Below are 15,626 nucleotides of genomic sequence, written 5' to 3'. Positions count from 1 at the left end.
CAGGGTTAAAGGCAACTGACTGTCAAGGTATGACGAAAATCCCGGCAGCGCTCAGGCATCTGCGTCGCGGTATCTTCTACAGACAAATGGTCGCTTCGCCAAGCCGCTGCGAGCAGGCAACGGTATTAACGGCCACCTGCAAAAACGGCCCATCCGAAGATGAGCCGTCTGGTACTCAGCGCAGCAGGATCAGTCCTGGCGGCTGGTCACTTCCAGCAGGTGGTAACCGAACTGGGTCTTTACCGGACCCTGAACGGTGTTCACTGGTGCACTGAACACGACGGTGTCGAATTCCTTGACCATCTGGCCTGGACCGAACGAACCCAGATCACCGCCCTGACGGCTGGATGGGCAGCTGGAATTGGCCTTGGCGATTTCAGCGAAATCAGCGCCGCCTTCGATCTGAGCCTTGAGTTCGTTGCATTTTTCTTCGCTCGAAACAAGGATGTGGCGGGCAGTGGCTTTAGCCATGGGGAATAATCTCCTGTGAAAAAAAAGAAACAGCCTACCGGATTCAGTACGGTATTTCCCGACAAAGTTCCTTCGCTCTGTTTATCTGTAACGCAGACGGTCAACCGCGCGACGCAATAGCTGTTCGGTGCCTTCCCAACCAAGGCAGCCATCGGTGACCGAAACGCCGTACTGCAGCGTCCCGCCCAATGCCTGGCAGCCGTCGAACAAGTGGCTCTCGATCATCATGCCGATCAGTGAGGTATTGCCGGCCAGGCGCTGTTCAAGAACATCGTTAAAGACGTGGGGCTGGCGTGACGGGTCCTTGCCACTGTTGGCGTGGCTGCAATCGACCATGATTCGCGATGGGATATTGTTTTTGGTCAGGCTGGCCTGCACCCGAGCGACACTCTGGCCATCGTAGTTGGGGCCGCTGTGGCCGCCGCGCAGCACAATGTGAGTGTCCGGATTGCCCTGCGTCTGGATGATTGCCGGATGACCGTGACCGTCCATGCCGAAGTGGCGATGCGGATGCGCCGCTGAACGCATTGCATCGCTGGCCACCGCGACGCCACCGTCAGTGCCATTCTTGAAGCCGACTGCCATGGGCAGCCCGCTGGCCATTTCCCGATGGATTTGCGACTCGGTGGTACGTGCGCCGATCGCGACCCAACTGAGCAGGTCATCGAAATAGCCCGCGGCCATGGGTTGCAGTATCTCGGTGGCAATCGGCAGGCCCATTTCCAGCATGTCACGCATCAATTGTCGCGACAGCGCCAGGCCTTCAGCCATATCGTCACTGCCGTCCAGATGGGGATCGTACGCCAGGCCTTTCCAGCCCACTGTCGTGCGCGGTTTTTCGACGTAGGCGCGCATCACCAGCAGCATCTGATCACTGACTTGCGCCGCAAGGCCGGCCAGTCGCTCGGCATATTCACGAGCAGATTGCGGGTCATGGATCGAGCAGGGGCCCACGATAACGAGCAGTCGCGAGTCTTCACCTTCAAGGATGGCGCGTACGGCGCGGCGATGGGCAGCAACCTGTTCGGTCAGCGCTGCATTCAGTGGCAGGCGCATTTTCAGTTCAAGCGTGCCGGGCAGGCGTTTCGAGGCGGGGCTGTTGTCTGCCAGAGCAACGGCATGGCTGGACAGGTCGGACGGCTTTACGGCAACGGACGAATTCATATTCTGGCTTCCTGGGCTGGCGGTGCAGTACCGCGCAGACCTACTGGGGTGTTCGACAAAGGGCCGTATTGGCCGGGCGTTTGTGGTTGCCACCTGGCAGTGACCGAACGGAGGCGGCAGGCTGTCCCGAACGGAGATGGCTAAATCGCCAGGCGAAGTCGATGTCGTTGCGGTAATAAGTGGCGTAGTTCATGTCTTAGTCCTCAATGTGCAGCGTGATATTTATGAAGGGTTGAAAATACCTGGCCCTGAAAAAACAAAACCCCCGGTCGGGAAGCCGACCGGGGGTAGAGAATTCTCTGGTTGGCGTCCCCTTGAAGTGGGCGCCGGATAGGTATCAGGCGCGCCAGTGGCTAAACCAATACCCATAATAAGAGTTGAGCTGAACAGGAGCATTCACCGAGGCAACCCGCACAGCCACAGCGCATGCACGGCAGAAAATGCCGGTAGCCGCTTGAAGCAGTGATGAAGTGGATTGCAGCATGCTGGGTCTCCGTTGATTGCTCCGAAGCTTACTTCAGGAGCGGCGGCGCATTCAATTGGAAAATTCAATCACCAGGATTATCGATGGCTACGAGCATTGACGTGGTGGTCCAGAGGGCGAGGGGTAAACCGCTCAACGGCTGATGACAGTTACCTGGCGGCAGGCTATGGTGCGGCCAGGCTTCTACATATTGCGCCTGCAGTCTCCGGCAGGATCAGCTACTCTTCACCCATTACTTCTTCCTGCGGGGTTTGCATGTTCGGGATGGTCCCGATCTTCATGCCCAGCAATACGGCTACCTTATGCGCTTCACCGCGCCTGCCTTTCTTGCGGCCCGCCAGCACCTGGTAAGTTGTCGCCGGATCAATGCTGTTTTCCCGAGCGAATTCCTGAACAGATTTTCCCTGTTGTTCGAGCCAGGCCTTGGCTTGTGCGGCGGTGCGTATTCCGGGCATAGTTCAAAACCGTTCAAATCTATTCAATTTTGCGGGATTCTAACATTCGTTAGAATGGCTTTAACAGGATAATAGATTCAAATGAGTGGAATCGGTTGTCGGCTGAGAAAAGAACGAGAGCGTCTGAGCATGTCTCAGCGTACCTTCGGTGAATAGGGGGAGTTGAGGCTAACGCCCAGGGAAAGTATGAAAATGGTGATCGCGCGCCCAAGGCCGATTACCTGGCTGCGGTGGCGGCCAAAGGTGTGGATGTGCTCTATGTGCTGACGGGAGCGCGCACGCCGGTGCCGATTGACAACCTCAGTGTGATCGAAGAAAAGATTCTGGGTAATTACCGGGTGTTGGGCAAAGATGATCAGGATGCGATCAGGCGTTTGACGACGACCATTGCCGAGCTTTCCGCTCCTGAAGGGTAAGCATTGCGAGGCGGACATGCAGCCTGCTTTCCTGCGGCCTGCGGGTTTTTTTCGTCGTTCTCGAAGCACCCACCGTCAAGCTGTCGAGAGTCTGAGTTCGCAGTGCTAGGTCTGACTCATTGTTTTTGTTATGGTGATTGGCATTCGTTATGACCGTTGCGCGAGGTGTCTGCTTGATTAAGGTGCTAGTTGTCGATGACCATGATCTTGTCCGGACAGGCATCACACGCATGCTGGCCGACATAGACGGTCTGCAGGTTGTCGGGCAGGCTGATTCCGGCGAGGAATCACTAAAGAAGGCGCGCGAGCTCAAGCCTGACGTTGTACTCATGGACGTCAAGATGCCGGGCATCGGTGGGCTGGAGGCGACGCGCAAGATGCTGCGCAGCCACCCTGATATCAAGGTCGTCGCAGTCACTGTCTGTGAAGAAGACCCGTTTCCGACCCGTTTGCTGCAGGCAGGTGCTGCCGGCTACATGACCAAGGGTGCGGGGCTTGCCGAAATGGTCCAGGCCATTCGCTTGGTGTTTGCCGGTCAGCGTTACATCAGCCCGCAGATTGCCCAGCAGCTGGCCTTGAAGTCGTTTCAGCCGCAGGTCAACAATTCGCCGTTCGATCTGCTTTCCGAGCGTGAAATTCAGATTGCCCTGATGATTGTCGGCTGCCAGAAAGTCCAGACCATCTCGGACAAGCTGTGCCTGTCACCGAAAACCGTTAATACCTACCGATACCGTATCTTTGAAAAGCTCTCGATCAGCAGTGATGTTGAACTGGCTTTGCTCGCTGTACGTCACGGCATGGTTGATGCCAGCGCCTGAACATGACCCAGACTTTCGATCCAAGTGCATTTCTCGCGACCTGTAGCGGTCGTCCCGGCGTCTACCGTATGTTCGACGCCGAAGCCACACTGCTTTACGTCGGCAAGGCCAAGAACCTCAAGAAGCGTCTTGCCAGCTATTTTCGCAAAACCGGACACGCGCCCAAGACCGGAGCGCTGGTGTCGCGCATCGCCCAGATTGAAACGACCATCACGGGCAACGAAACCGAAGCGTTGTTGCTGGAGCAGACCCTCATCAAGGAGTGGCGGCCGCCCTACAACATTTTGCTGCGTGACGATAAGTCCTATCCCTATGTGTTTCTGTCCGATGGTAACTACCCGCGACTGAGTATTCATCGGGGAGCCAAAAAGGCCAAGGGCCGTTATTTCGGGCCTTACCCGAGTGCCGGCGCGATTCGCGAGAGCCTTAGCCTGCTGCAGAAGACCTTTCAGGTGCGGCAGTGCGAGGACAGCTACTTCAAGAACCGCACGCGTCCTTGCCTGCAATATCAGATCAAACGTTGCAAAGGGCCGTGTGTCGGGCTGGTCGAGCCTGAGGTGTATGCCGAGGACGTACGTCACTCGGTGATGTTTCTCGAGGGACGCAGCAATGCCCTGAGTGACGAACTGAACGCCTCCATGGAAAAAGCCGCGATGGCGCTCGACTTCGAACGCGCAGCCGAGTTGCGCGATCAGGTCGCCTTGTTGCGCCGAGTCCAGGATCAGCAAAGCATGGACGGCGGTACCGGCGATGTCGATGTGGTCGCCGCGTTCGTCAACCCTGGCGGTGCCTGCGTGCACCTGATCAGCGTGCGGGGCGGGCGGGTGCTGGGCAGCAAGAACTTCTTCCCGCAGGTCGGCATAGAAGAGGAGGTCGGCGAAGTGATGTCGGCTTTCCTGGCTCAGTATTTTCTCGGCGGCGTTGATCGCGAGTTGCCCAGCGAAGTCATCGTTAACGTCGTCAACGATGACTTCCCGGCGTTGATTGATGCCATCGAGGAGCTTCGCGGTCGTGAAATGGTCATTAGCCATCGGGTGCGTGGCACTCGGGCTCGCTGGCAGCAAATGGCAGTCACCAATGCCGAACAGGCGCTGGCGGCGCGTCTGGCCAACCGTCAGCATGTCGCATCACGTTTCGACGCGCTGGCCAAGGTGCTCGGTCTCGAAGATCCGCCAATGCGCCTCGAATGCTACGACATCAGCCACTCCAGTGGTGAGGCGACCGTAGCGTCCTGTGTGGTGTTTGGGCCTGAAGGCCCGATCAAGTCCGATTACCGGCGTTTCAATATCGAAGGCGTAACGGCGGGCGACGACTATGCCGCCATGCACCAGGCGTTGACCCGACGTTACAGCCGCATCAAGGCCGGGGAGGGCAAGTTGCCGGATGTGCTGCTGGTGGACGGCGGCAAGGGCCAGATGTCCATGGCCCGTGATGTGCTCAATGAATTGCAGGTGCCTGATCTGATTCTGCTCGGTGTCGCCAAGGGCACCACGCGTAAGGCGGGCTTTGAAACCCTTTACTTGAACGACGCAGCACATGAATTCACGCTGCCCGGCGATTCTCCGGCGTTGCACCTTATTCAGCAGATTCGCGACGAGGCTCACCGCTTCGCAATCACCGGTCACCGCGCGCGGCGCGGCAAGACCCGGCGCACCTCGACCCTTGAAGGCGTTGCAGGTGTCGGGCCGACCCGGCGTCGTGACCTGCTCAAACATTTCGGCGGATTACAGGAATTGTCCCGTGCCAGCATCGATGAAATCGCAAAAGCACCTGGAATCAGTAAAAAGCTGGCAGAGTCGATTTATGCAAACCTGCACAGCGAGTAGAATGCCCGCTCACCTCGTAGCCAGTTGTGCCGATGAATATCCCTAATCTGATCACCGTACTACGCGTTTTATTGATTCCGATCTTCATTTTGCTGTTCTACATGCCTTATCACTGGAGCTACATGGCCGCCAGTGCAGTCTTTGCGTTCGCTGCGGCGACCGACTGGCTCGACGGGTATCTGGCCCGCCGTCTTGAACAAAGTACGCCTTTTGGCGCCTTTCTCGACCCGGTAGCAGACAAACTGATGGTGGCCGTGGCATTGGTGCTGCTGGTTCAGGCGCATGCCAATCTGTGGCTGACGCTGCCCGCAGCGGTGATCATCGGTCGCGAAATCGTGATTTCTGCACTCCGCGAGTGGATGGCGGAAATCGGCGCGCGTGCGCAGGTTGCCGTTTCCAATATGGGCAAATGGAAAACGGCGGCGCAAATGCTCGCGCTGGTTATTCTGCTGGGCAACCCGCCTGCGATCACGATCTGGGTGATTCTCGGCTACGCATTGCTGCTCGTTGCAGCGGGGTTGACCCTGTGGTCGATGGTGCAATACCTCAGAGCCGCTTGGCCGCACCTCAAGACTACGGCAGAAAAAAAATAAGTTTTTGAATCAAGAGCTTGACGCAGCTTTCTGAAACGCTAGAATAGCGCCCGTCATCAAGACAATGCGGGAATAGCTCAGTTGGTAGAGCACGACCTTGCCAAGGTCGGGGTCGCGAGTTCGAGTCTCGTTTCCCGCTCCAAATCTAAATCCATGTATGCCCAAGAGGCATATGGGATTAACAAAAAAGACGCTTAGGCGTCTTTTTTCGTTTTTGCGGTAAATATCCCGGGTTTACTTTCTTGTGATGTACTTCTGCTTGTCTGAAGCAGTTTTGGCGTCCGAAGCCATATTGCCGTCGCCACTTCAAGCAGTCGAAGGAACAGTAGACCGGCTGGAGGCCATTATCGGGCACCCGCTGCGCACCTACGAAGACTTCGGCAAGGAAGCCACTGTCGGTTGAATCGCCGGCAGGGCAGCCATCCTGCCGGGTAAGAAACCCGGCAGTCAGTGCTTTAGTAGTTCACCCAGGCGGCATCGTTATTGGCAGACTGTACCCAGCGCACACCTTCTACGCCAGTGTCGATACCCGGCTTGGCAGCCCATGCCATGCGTTGCCCCTGAACTTCGAAACTCATCTGGGCAGGGCGTTCATCCCTCCATTCGATACTCGCCTTCCCGACTACTATTTATAATGTTGCTCGAACACCGCTACCTGCTCCGGTGTAATGAGTTGAAAGGGCACCCAGACCTCGGCGTCGACCGGCTCGCCTTTGATCATTTTTATGGCCGATTGCAGAGCTGTGGTAGCTTGGGCCTTCGGGTCTTGAAACACCGAGGCTGCCAGCATTCCACGTTTGATTGCCGCCAGGCCATCAGGCAAGCCGTCAATGCCTACAATTGCAACTTCCCCCTTCGCTTTGCCAGCCTGTTGTAACGCCATGGCGGCGCCGATGGCCATCTCGTCGTTATTGGCCACGATGGCATCAAAGGTTCTGCCCGCCAGTAGCCAGTTACTGGTCAGGTCCATACCTTTGTTACGTTGCCATTCCGCTGTTTGCTGCTCGACGATCGTTATGCCCGGATAGTCCTTGAGCACCTGTTTGACGCCTTCGCTGCGGTCGTGTGTCGAGTTCTGCGCAAGGTCACCCATGATGAGCGCGATAGTACCTTTGCGTCCCATCTTTTCTGCCAGATAGCGCATCTGCAATTGTCCTGCCTCAATGTCGTTGGACGCCACGGTGGTAACGCCCTTGGGCAAGACGCGCTCATCCGGGTGACGGTTGACGTAGACAAGCGGCATCTTTGCCTCGACCGCTGCGCGGGTCATATTTGCCGTGGCGGCGGTGTCCACCGGCAAGACGATAACCGCATCCACTTTCTGGCTGAGAAAGCCCTGAACCTGATTGATCTGGCGAACGACATCGCCTTGAGCGTCCTCGAACTGGAGCTGCACATTCTCTTTTCGGGCAGCTTCTTCCAGGCCGCTGCGCACATAGGTCATGAAGTTATCGTCGACTCTGGCGATCGTGACGCCAATTCGGTAGCTCGCAGCAGCCCATTGGCTGGAAACCAGTAACAGCACGGCGATAAACAGTTTGCAGAAGGGCATGAGACGTTTCCTTTTGTTGTTATGTGTGACGTTCACCAAGACCTGTCATGAACGTTTCCAGCGCTTTTCACGAGAGCTTGCCAAGGTGTTCCTCAAGTCAGGGTGAAGGCTTTTTTGAAGCGTTCCAGTGCTGCTTCGCTGTTGCCACTGGCCCAGCCTTCAAGCCCGACGACACCCGTGTAGCCCATATCGAACAACGCTCTGGCGATGGCGGGATAATGAATTTCACCCGTACCAGGCTCTTGGCGACCTGGGACGTCGGCGACCTGGATTTCTCCTATGGCGCTGCCTGAGCGCTGGATGAGTTCGATCAGGTTTCCTTCGCCGATTTGCGCGTGATAAAGGTCCAGGTTCATTTTCAGGTGCGGGCTGCCCACGGCCTCGATCAGGGCCAATGTGTCTTCAGCGCGAGCGAACGGGGTGCCGGGGTGGTCGACCTCGGTATTCAGGTTTTCCAGCAAGAATACCCGGCCTGCCTCTTCGCCAAGGCGAGCGAGTTTTTCCAGCGTTTTGCAGGCACTCAGCCACATGCGTCCATTGACATGAGCCACCGGATTGACGGGCAGACCTTTGTCGTCAAGGCCCGTGCCATGCAGGTTCAGGCTCGGGCAATTGAGCCGGGCGGCAACCGCGAGGGATTCGCGTGCGCTGTCCAGCAGGTGCTGGATTGCGTCGGCATCGGTCAGATTGCCGTGGGTGTAGCCGGTCATAGAGGTGAAATTCGCCCCTATGGCAGCCAGCGCTGCGATGTCCTTATTGGCCCAGCTCCATATTTCGGCGCTGAAGCCCAGCTCGTGAATACGCCTGACACGCTCGGTGAAGGGTAAATCCAGGAACACCATCTCGGCGCTGACCGCTAATGTGAACGGTATGGAGCTCATGCGTCGACTCCTCGTGATACTGCTACCGGCCGGCCTTGCTGGAACGACTCGATGCAGGCGCGGGCAATGGCCAGCGCCGCTCGGGCATCTTCGCCACTGGCCAGGGGTTTGGCCCCGGTACGCAGGCAGTCGGCAAAATGATTGAGTTCGGCGATGTAGGCGTCACGCAGCAGGTCGGTGTCCAGTCGTTGGGAGTCGGCCTGTATGCCATTGGGCAGGTAACGGGTCAGATCAGATTCACTGACGTTGCCCATAGTCAACATGCCGGCACTGCCGAAGACCTCGCCCCGGACGTCGTAACCGTAGACCGCCTGAAAGCTGGCTTCAGCGGTGGCAATGGCACCGTTGTCGAAACGGATCATCACCACCGCTGTGTCCAGAAACCCATTGTTCTTGTAATCCGGTGCAATCAGCGCATCAGCCATGACGAACACGCTGACTGCCTCGGCACCGGGATTCAGGTAGCGCAAGGTATCGAAGTCATGAATCAGCGTTTCAAGAAAGATCACCCATTGCGGCGAGGCTGCCGGATTGTTCAGCGCAGGATCGCGGGTTAACGAGCGCAACAGTTGCGGTGTACCTATACGCCCCTCAACCACGTTCAGATGAGCCGTACGAAAGCTTTTGGCGAAGCGACGGTTGAAACCGACTTGCAAGGGCACGCCGGCATCGGCGGCCGCAGCGATAGCGCGGTCGGCTTCCTCGAGAGTGATCGCCATGGGTTTCTCGCAAAAAACGCCCTTGCCGGCCCGCGCCGCGCTGATGACCAATTCTGCGTGGCTGCGCGCGGGGGCAGCGATCAGCACGCCATCCAGGTCTGGGTCGTCCAGCAATTGCTGAGGGTCGGTGTAAACCCGATCTACCCCTAACTCTGCGGCCAGACGCGACGCCTGGCCCGGAGTGGGGTCGGCGATGGCGGCAAGGCAGGCACCGGGAATATGGTGGGCGGCGGTCTGGCCGTCGAAGCTGCCCATGCGACCGGCGCCAATCAGACCAAGGCGGAGAATTTTTTTGCTCATGAAATAACCCTTTTTAATTGTTGTTCGATTATTTCCCGGCCGTAAGCGCGCCGGGCAAAGGGGGAGAGCAAAGGCTATGCCATAACTTAACCTATTGATTTTAAAGGTTTATTAAAAATTTCCAGTCGAAAAGTGTTCATTTTAATGACATGTCTATACTGACATGTTGAATATATGAACATGGATACATCAATGTCCTCACAGTCTGCGACCTTCAGCGTGCAAGACCTCGGATACCTCACAGCATTGGGGACTGTGGCACTCAACAGCGGTCCCATACCCGAACTGGAGCAGGCCTGGCGGGCGCGCCTGAGTGGCGTTGACGAGCGCCCGGCGACGGTCAGGAAGGTTATTTGGGATTCCTGGGGACGCAGCATCGCAGGCGGCGTGAACCCGGAAGACAGCGACTACCGGTTTGTCGACCCTCAACACCTTGCGGCTACTCTGGCGGCCAATCGGGTTTTGATTGCCGCAGCAGCTCAAGTGATGCGCGGCTTGCTTGCCTATAACCCGAGAGGCCATATCAACCTCACCGATGCTGATGGCACCACACTGTATTTTTGCGGGCTGGATCTGACGCCGGTAGGTACGCGCTTGCTGGAGTCGGTGCAGGGCACCAACTGCACCGGGCTGGCCCTGGCTGAAGATTCCCTGGTGTATGTACTGGCAGAGGAAAACTTCGGTACAGGCCTTCGTCAGCGGCGGATGCATTGCGCTGCGGCGCCAATCCGCAATGCCCAAGGCAAGACCCTGGCGATGCTGACTCTGACCGCAGAACCTGGCTGGTTCCATTTTCATACGCTCGGCACTGTCCAGGCGGCAGCCGAGGCCGTCTCGCGGCAAATGGCCTTGCAGGCGCTGCTGGAAGAACAGCAAACCGTGCTCGAAGTGCTCAACGAAGGTTTGGTGGTACTGGACGAACGAGGCTGTATAAAAGCACTCAATCGCTATGCCCGGCAGCTTTTTCGGGTCGGCCTGGATTTGCTGGGCAGCCCGTTCCAGCGTCTGGGGCGCAGTGATTTGAACGAACAGATTCTGGCGCGTATCGGTGAAGGGCTGCGGGACCTGGACTGCACCTTTGAACTGCATGATTTCAGCCAGTTGTCCTGTCTGGTTTCGGTATGCCCACTGGAGCAGGGCGGGCGCGTGGTGTCGCTGCGAGAAAATCGGCGCATTCGGGAGATCACCCGGCGAATTATCGGCACTCAGGCCCGTTACACGTTCGAGACCATTCAGGGCCGTTCACGGGCGATTGCAGATGCCGTGCATTTTGGGCGGATCGCCAGTCGCAGCGATTCCACCACCTTGATTCTTGGCGAAAGCGGCACCGGCAAGGAGTTGTTCGCCCAGGCGATCCATAATGCGAGTGACCGCAATAGCGGGCCTTTTGTAGCGGTCAACTGTGGCGCGATTCCCCGGGACCTGGTGCAAAGCGAGCTGTTCGGCCATGTCGAGGGCGCATTCACGGGTTCGGCTAAAGGCGGGTCGGCGGGCAAGTTCGAACTGGCCGATGGCGGCACGATCTTTCTTGATGAGATCGGCGACATGTCCTTCGACGCGCAGGTCAGCCTTTTACGGGTGTTGCAAGAGGGCGAAGTGACCCGGGTCGGGGCGAAAAGCTCGCGATCAGTGGATGTACGCATCATTGCCGCCACTCACCGTAACTTGAGTCAGGCAGTGGCCGAAGGCGCCTTTCGTGAAGATCTGTATTACCGACTCAACGTGCTCAACCTGACCGTACCGCCGCTGCGTATGCGTCGGGAAGACATTGCCTTGCTGGCGCAACATTTTCTTGATCGTTGTGCCCGTTCATTGCGCAAGTCAGTGCTGGGGCTTTCTGCGCAAGCCCTGGAATTGCTGGTGGCTTATAGCTGGCCGGGCAACGTGCGAGAGCTGGAAAACAGCATTGAGCGCGCGACCAATCTGGCCACGGGTGAGCTCGTCCAGCCCGCCGATCTGCCCCTTGAAATCAGGCAGCGGAGCGGCCCCGCAGTGCCGGGCCGGCTGCCAGTGCCTTTGGCGGCCCATGACCTTGGCACCCACGAAATGCACGCGATTATTGCGGCGCTCGAAAGCACCCGAGGCAATATTCGCCTCGCTGCTCGACAGCTGAACGTTTCCCGCGGCGGGCTGTACAACAAAATGAGTCGATTCGGCTTGAACGCCGCCGATTTTCGAGGGCTCTGACGCCGGTCAGGCGTCGGTATTCTCCGAGGTCACGATCTGTAGCGGTACATACACCCGGTGCCTGAGCGGATCGAAGCTGTTGACGGTCTGCAACTCGATCAGCAGATTTACCAGTGCCTCGGCAATTTGAAGAGGCTGGGAGTCGATCACCACGTCAACCAGCCCGTTCGCGAGTGCGAGGCGCGACAGTTCGGTGGACTCCTGCAAAATGCAGCACAGCGCTGGACGTCTGGGCAGTTGCGCGAGGGCACTGATGATGCCGTCGCCACCACCGCCCACCACGCACAGCCCGCGCAGATCGTCATGATTGCCCAGCAATTCCAGGCTCGCCTCTTCGGTGATATCGCAGTTGTCGAGGTTGATCAGCGGCACCAGAGGACATAACCCCGGCGCATGCTCTGCCAGGTAACTGTGTAGCCCTTCAACCCGCGCCTGATGACCGAGAAAGCGATGGCCGCCGAGCAGAATGCCGATGCTGCCTTTGCGAGCACCGCAGGTACGTGCCAGCAGCCAGCCCATGGTGCGTCCGACCTGATAATTGTCCTGACCGACGTAAGGCTCATCGGCCTTCTCATGTATGTCTGAAAGCAGCGCTATCACCGGGACGCCAGCCTGGCGAATCTGTTCAAGAGCAGCGTTGATCAGCGGGTGGGCGAAGCTGACCACCGCCAGGCCGTCACATTGCACTGCCAGTTGTTCGAGTTGGGCAACGATGGCGGCCGGGCTGCGATCAGTCACGTATTCGAACTGGCAGGTCAGATTGGCCCCGATACGACGTTGCGCGGCCTGGCCAATGGCCTGAGCGAGGTTGGCATAGAACGCCTGGGCGGTGTTCAGCAACAGAATGCCGAAACGGTAAGTGGGACGTTGCTCGACAATGCGCTGCGCAATCAGCCGTGCGGCGAAATAACCCACTGCTTCCGCGGCCTTCAGCACCTGCTCGGCGGTAGCGGGGTTTACCGGAGCGCGGGCGTTGAGCACGCGATCGACAGTCGCGACACTCAAGCCTGCCTGCGCGGCAACAGTCGCGATGGTGGGGCGCTTATTGTTATTCATGACATGCCCTTGAAGCGGCTTGATAGAAAACTATCAAGCACCGCAGATGCTCGATGATAGCTTGATAGTGAATGTATTCAAGGCCTTGAGAGGGGGGTGGGTGCTCTCTATATTTTCTTACGCAAAGTTCCTGAAACTTCACACTTGCGGAGAATAATAACAATGCCTCAAGACACTGCAGCCTGTCAGCGCGACTATAGCCTGACCGGCCCCGAACCTGCCCGTGCAGCGGAAAAAGGCCTGGTATCTGCCGAGTGGTACCAGTCGCCCATATCCCGTCAACGCATGAAACAATTGATGCAGCGCCGCGACGGCCCGGCCTTGCTCGACACCGCGATTTGGTTGCTGGCGCTGCTGGTCAGCGGTTTTGGCGGCTACTGGTTCTGGGGTTCCTGGGCATGTGTGCCGTTCTTCCTGGCTTATGGCGTTCTTTACGCCACAGCCTCCAACCCGCGCTGGCACGAGACTGGCCACGGCACCGCGTTCAAGACCCGGTGGATGAATGACGGGTTGTACCAGGTGGCCAGTTTCATGTGCATGTTCGAGCCACATGTATGGCGCTGGAGCCATGCGCGGCATCATACCGACACTATCGTGGTAGGTCGCGACCCGGAAATTGTCGAGCCACGGCCGCCGAGCCTTGTGATGATGTTCCTGAGCCTGTTTCAGATTCCCTTGCTGATCAAAACAATGGGCGGCGTGTGCCGACATGCTTTTGCGCACATGAGCGAGCAAGAGAAGGATTTCATCCCGGTGTCCGAATGGCCCAGAGTGTTTCTGGCCGCGCGTATCTGGTTCGCCATTTATGCCGGAGTGGTTGCTGCGGCACTGTATCTGCAAAGCTGGTTACCCCTCATGTACGTCGGTTTGCCCATGCTTTATGGCGGCTGGCTGTCTTACCTGTTCGGCCTTACTCAACATGTGGGGCTGGCTGAAGACGTGCTCGATCATCGCAGCAACTGCCGCACTATCTACATGAACCGCGTGCTGCGCTTTCTGTACATGAACATGAACTATCACCTTGAGCACCATATGTACCCGATGGTGCCGTATCACGCGTTGGCGCAACTTCATGAAGAGATCCGCCACGACTGTCCGCCGCCTTATGCCAGCCTCGGCGAAGCCTTCAAGGAAATTATTCCAACCCTCCTGAGGCAGCGCCGCGACCCGACCTACTTCATCAAGCGCCAGGTGTCACATGCTTCAGCGCCTGCCACCGCCGCACGTCCCCAGCCTGAAGCGACCTCCGGCTGACACTTTCCGGTTGTTCCCGAACGAGAGAGAAAAACCATGAACAATCAATGGATTGATGTATGCGCCGTGGGCGAAATTGATGAAGAAGACGTCATGCGCTTCGATCACGGCCCGCATACCTATGCCGTATACCGTTCCGCCGACAACGAATTTTTCGCCACGGCGGGCCTGTGCACCCACGAAAAGATTCACCTCGCCGACGGGCTGGTAATAGATCACGTCATCGAATGCCCTAAACATAACGGCCGCTTCGACTATCGCAATGGCAAAGCCCTGGGAGCACCCGTGTGCGTCAATCTCAAGACCTTTGCCGTACGGGTCGAAGCCGGGCGGGTTTTGCTTGCGGTCAGTGACTGAAAATCAGGAGTGCATGCCATGAATGCTCCATTGATTATCGTTGGCGCGGGTCATGCAGGTGGCCGTGCAGCGCTGACCTTGCGCGATCAGGGTTACGCTGGCCGACTGATACTGATCGGCGCCGAGCCGCACGTGCCGTATGAGCGCCCACCTTTGTCCAAGGGCGTGCTGCGAGGCTCCGTGGACCTGGCCGGTTGCAGCCTGTGTGCGGACACGCGCCTCACTGAGCTGGGTATCGAGCATCTGACCGACAACCCGGTAAAGAGCCTCGACCCGCAGGGTCATCGCCTGCAGTTGGCTGACGGCGATGAGTTGCCTTACAGCCGATGCTGTTGGCGACCGGGGGCAGGGCGCGTTGCCTGGCACAGATCCCCAGGCACCTGAGCAATGTTTTCTACCTGCGCACCCACGATGAAGCATTGGCGTTGCGGGGTGCCTTGATCCACGGTTCACGCCTGGTGATCATCGGTGCCGGGTTCATTGGCCTTGAAGTTGCGGCGACGGCGCGGGCTCTAGGCTGCCAGGTGACGTTGCTCGAAGCAGGCCCTCGTCTGGCCGGGCGCGTCTTGCCTGAAGAAGTGTCCCGGGCATTGCTGGATTTGCATCGGCAGCACGGCGTCGATGTACAACTCAATGTCGTGCTTGAAGGCGTGCAAGGCAATGAGCGCGCCGAGTCAGTGCTGCTGGTCGACGGCCGGAGTGTGCTTTGTGACGCAGTGGTTGTCGGCGTTGGCATGCAGCCGAACATCGAGCTTGCAGTAGCGGCTGGCCTTGCCGTGGGGCAAGGGATTCGTGTCGACGATCGACTGCGCACCAGCGCCCCGGACATCTTCGCCGCCGGTGATGTGTGTGAGTATCGCCTGCACCCGGAGGGGGTATATCAGCGGCAGGAGACCTGGCGCAACGCCGAAGCGCAGGGGCGCCACAGCGCATTGAATATGCTGGGGTACATGCATAGGAATTTCAAAATGCCTATGCATGAACCTGACGCTGTGAAGGAGGCGTCATGCCTTCATAGCGATGCGTAGGAAGACGCTGATGCGTTACTTATGCAGTGAAAATCCCTATAAATCCGCATTAACACAGTTTATTT

Annotated in this window: 14 protein-coding genes, 1 tRNA gene and 3 pseudogenes; 10 read left to right on the top strand and 8 right to left on the bottom strand. The window is 57.9% G+C overall.

The window, feature by feature from the left end; all coding sequences use genetic code 11:
* Positions 1–189 precede the first annotated feature (189 nt).
* The 3 genes from AC4ANK_RS15450 to AC4ANK_RS15440 form a co-directional block, all read right to left on the bottom strand.
* The gene (locus tag AC4ANK_RS15450) at positions 190–471 is read right to left on the bottom strand and encodes a peptidylprolyl isomerase (protein WP_002553340.1); all 282 of its coding nucleotides are present in this window, start codon (positions 469–471) and stop codon (positions 190–192) included.
* Between the two features lie 81 nt (positions 472–552).
* Positions 553–1,635: a 3-deoxy-7-phosphoheptulonate synthase gene (locus AC4ANK_RS15445; protein ID WP_002553341.1), complete on the bottom strand. Its 1,083-nt coding sequence runs from the start codon at positions 1,633–1,635 to the stop codon at positions 553–555.
* Positions 1,636–2,337: 702 nt separating this feature from the next.
* Positions 2,338–2,574, bottom strand: a complete 237-nt coding sequence (locus AC4ANK_RS15440; protein ID WP_002553342.1) for a DNA-binding protein — start codon at positions 2,572–2,574, stop codon at positions 2,338–2,340.
* An 81-nt stretch (positions 2,575–2,655) separates the two neighbouring features.
* Here AC4ANK_RS15440 and AC4ANK_RS15435 point away from each other — a divergent pair.
* The 6 genes and pseudogenes from AC4ANK_RS15435 (at position 2,656) to AC4ANK_RS15410 (ending at position 6,630) form a co-directional block, all read left to right on the top strand.
* A pseudogene (locus AC4ANK_RS15435) lies at positions 2,656–2,990 on the top strand (helix-turn-helix domain-containing protein).
* Between the two features lie 173 nt (positions 2,991–3,163).
* Positions 3,164–3,808, top strand: a complete 645-nt coding sequence (gene gacA, locus AC4ANK_RS15430) for a response regulator transcription factor GacA (RefSeq protein ID WP_002553344.1) — start codon at positions 3,164–3,166, stop codon at positions 3,806–3,808.
* A 2-nt stretch (positions 3,809–3,810) separates the two neighbouring features.
* Positions 3,811–5,634, top strand: a complete 1,824-nt coding sequence (uvrC, locus tag AC4ANK_RS15425) for an excinuclease ABC subunit UvrC (protein WP_002553345.1) — start codon at positions 3,811–3,813, stop codon at positions 5,632–5,634.
* 32 nt (positions 5,635–5,666) lie between these two features.
* Positions 5,667–6,227 carry a CDP-diacylglycerol--glycerol-3-phosphate 3-phosphatidyltransferase gene (pgsA, locus tag AC4ANK_RS15420; RefSeq protein ID WP_002553346.1) on the top strand — a complete coding sequence of 187 codons (561 nt, stop codon included), beginning with the start codon at positions 5,667–5,669 and terminating at the stop codon, positions 6,225–6,227.
* A 66-nt stretch (positions 6,228–6,293) separates the two neighbouring features.
* Positions 6,294–6,369: transfer RNA gene (locus AC4ANK_RS15415), tRNA-Gly, on the top strand.
* Between the two features lie 117 nt (positions 6,370–6,486).
* A complete protein-coding gene (locus AC4ANK_RS15410) occupies positions 6,487–6,630 on the top strand; it encodes a hypothetical protein (protein WP_162234010.1) in 144 nt (47 codons plus the stop codon).
* 52 nt (positions 6,631–6,682) lie between these two features.
* Here the strand turns inward: AC4ANK_RS15410 and AC4ANK_RS15405 are convergent, their stop codons facing one another.
* From AC4ANK_RS15405 to AC4ANK_RS15390, 4 genes are all read right to left on the bottom strand, one after another.
* The gene (locus tag AC4ANK_RS15405; protein WP_002553348.1) at positions 6,683–6,805 is read right to left on the bottom strand and encodes a hypothetical protein; all 123 of its coding nucleotides are present in this window, start codon (positions 6,803–6,805) and stop codon (positions 6,683–6,685) included.
* Positions 6,806–6,852: 47 nt separating this feature from the next.
* Positions 6,853–7,779, bottom strand: a complete 927-nt coding sequence (locus AC4ANK_RS15400) for a sugar ABC transporter substrate-binding protein (protein WP_002553349.1) — start codon at positions 7,777–7,779, stop codon at positions 6,853–6,855.
* A 92-nt stretch (positions 7,780–7,871) separates the two neighbouring features.
* Entirely contained in the window at positions 7,872–8,660 is a 789-nt protein-coding gene (locus AC4ANK_RS15395; protein ID WP_031594724.1) for a TIM barrel protein, read from the bottom strand.
* Complete coding sequence (locus AC4ANK_RS15390) at positions 8,657–9,679, bottom strand: Gfo/Idh/MocA family oxidoreductase (RefSeq protein WP_002553350.1); 1,023 nt, start codon at positions 9,677–9,679, stop codon at positions 8,657–8,659. The genes AC4ANK_RS15395 and AC4ANK_RS15390 overlap by 4 nt, the downstream gene beginning before the upstream one ends.
* Positions 9,680–9,871: 192 nt before the next feature.
* Between AC4ANK_RS15390 and AC4ANK_RS15385 the strand changes: the two genes are divergently transcribed.
* Complete coding sequence (locus AC4ANK_RS15385; RefSeq protein WP_002553351.1) at positions 9,872–11,866, top strand: sigma-54 interaction domain-containing protein; 1,995 nt, start codon at positions 9,872–9,874, stop codon at positions 11,864–11,866.
* 6 nt (positions 11,867–11,872) lie between these two features.
* Here the strand turns inward: AC4ANK_RS15385 and AC4ANK_RS15380 are convergent.
* A pseudogene (locus AC4ANK_RS15380) lies at positions 11,873–12,963 on the bottom strand (LacI family DNA-binding transcriptional regulator).
* 121 nt (positions 12,964–13,084) lie between these two features.
* Here AC4ANK_RS15380 and AC4ANK_RS15375 point away from each other — a divergent pair.
* The 3 genes and pseudogenes from AC4ANK_RS15375 to AC4ANK_RS15365 form a co-directional block, all read left to right on the top strand.
* Positions 13,085–14,176, top strand: coding sequence for a fatty acid desaturase family protein (locus tag AC4ANK_RS15375; RefSeq protein ID WP_031597058.1), 1,092 nt, complete (start codon positions 13,085–13,087; stop codon positions 14,174–14,176).
* Between the two features lie 36 nt (positions 14,177–14,212).
* Complete coding sequence (locus tag AC4ANK_RS15370) at positions 14,213–14,533, top strand: MocE family 2Fe-2S type ferredoxin (RefSeq protein ID WP_002553354.1); 321 nt, start codon at positions 14,213–14,215, stop codon at positions 14,531–14,533.
* A gap of 18 nt (positions 14,534–14,551) precedes the next feature.
* Positions 14,552–15,483, top strand: a pseudogene (locus AC4ANK_RS15365) (NAD(P)/FAD-dependent oxidoreductase); the annotation flags it as partial.
* Between the last annotated feature and the right edge of the window lie 143 nt (positions 15,484–15,626).

This window comes from Pseudomonas sp. Pmew2, from assembly GCF_058129885.1.
The sequence above is the reverse complement of the archived record's forward strand: the minus strand, read 5'-3'. Positions and strand labels throughout refer to the sequence as shown.

Coding starts and splice junctions, on each gene's coding strand:
- uvrC (WP_002553345.1), top strand. CDS start 3,811: ATGACCCAGACTTTCGATCCAAGTGCATTTCTCGCGACCTGTAGCGGT.
- AC4ANK_RS15450 (WP_002553340.1), bottom strand. CDS start 471: ATGGCTAAAGCCACTGCCCGCCACATCCTTGTTTCGAGCGAAGAAAAA.
- AC4ANK_RS15400 (WP_002553349.1), bottom strand. CDS start 7,779: ATGCCCTTCTGCAAACTGTTTATCGCCGTGCTGTTACTGGTTTCCAGC.
- AC4ANK_RS15395 (WP_031594724.1), bottom strand. CDS start 8,660: ATGAGCTCCATACCGTTCACATTAGCGGTCAGCGCCGAGATGGTGTTC.
- AC4ANK_RS15440 (WP_002553342.1), bottom strand. CDS start 2,574: ATGCCCGGAATACGCACCGCCGCACAAGCCAAGGCCTGGCTCGAACAA.
- AC4ANK_RS15370 (WP_002553354.1), top strand. CDS start 14,213: ATGAACAATCAATGGATTGATGTATGCGCCGTGGGCGAAATTGATGAA.
- AC4ANK_RS15445 (WP_002553341.1), bottom strand. CDS start 1,635: ATGAATTCGTCCGTTGCCGTAAAGCCGTCCGACCTGTCCAGCCATGCC.
- AC4ANK_RS15405 (WP_002553348.1), bottom strand. CDS start 6,805: ATGAGTTTCGAAGTTCAGGGGCAACGCATGGCATGGGCTGCCAAGCCG.
- AC4ANK_RS15390 (WP_002553350.1), bottom strand. CDS start 9,679: ATGAGCAAAAAAATTCTCCGCCTTGGTCTGATTGGCGCCGGTCGCATG.
- pgsA (WP_002553346.1), top strand. CDS start 5,667: ATGAATATCCCTAATCTGATCACCGTACTACGCGTTTTATTGATTCCG.
- AC4ANK_RS15375 (WP_031597058.1), top strand. CDS start 13,085: ATGCCTCAAGACACTGCAGCCTGTCAGCGCGACTATAGCCTGACCGGC.
- AC4ANK_RS15385 (WP_002553351.1), top strand. CDS start 9,872: ATGTCCTCACAGTCTGCGACCTTCAGCGTGCAAGACCTCGGATACCTC.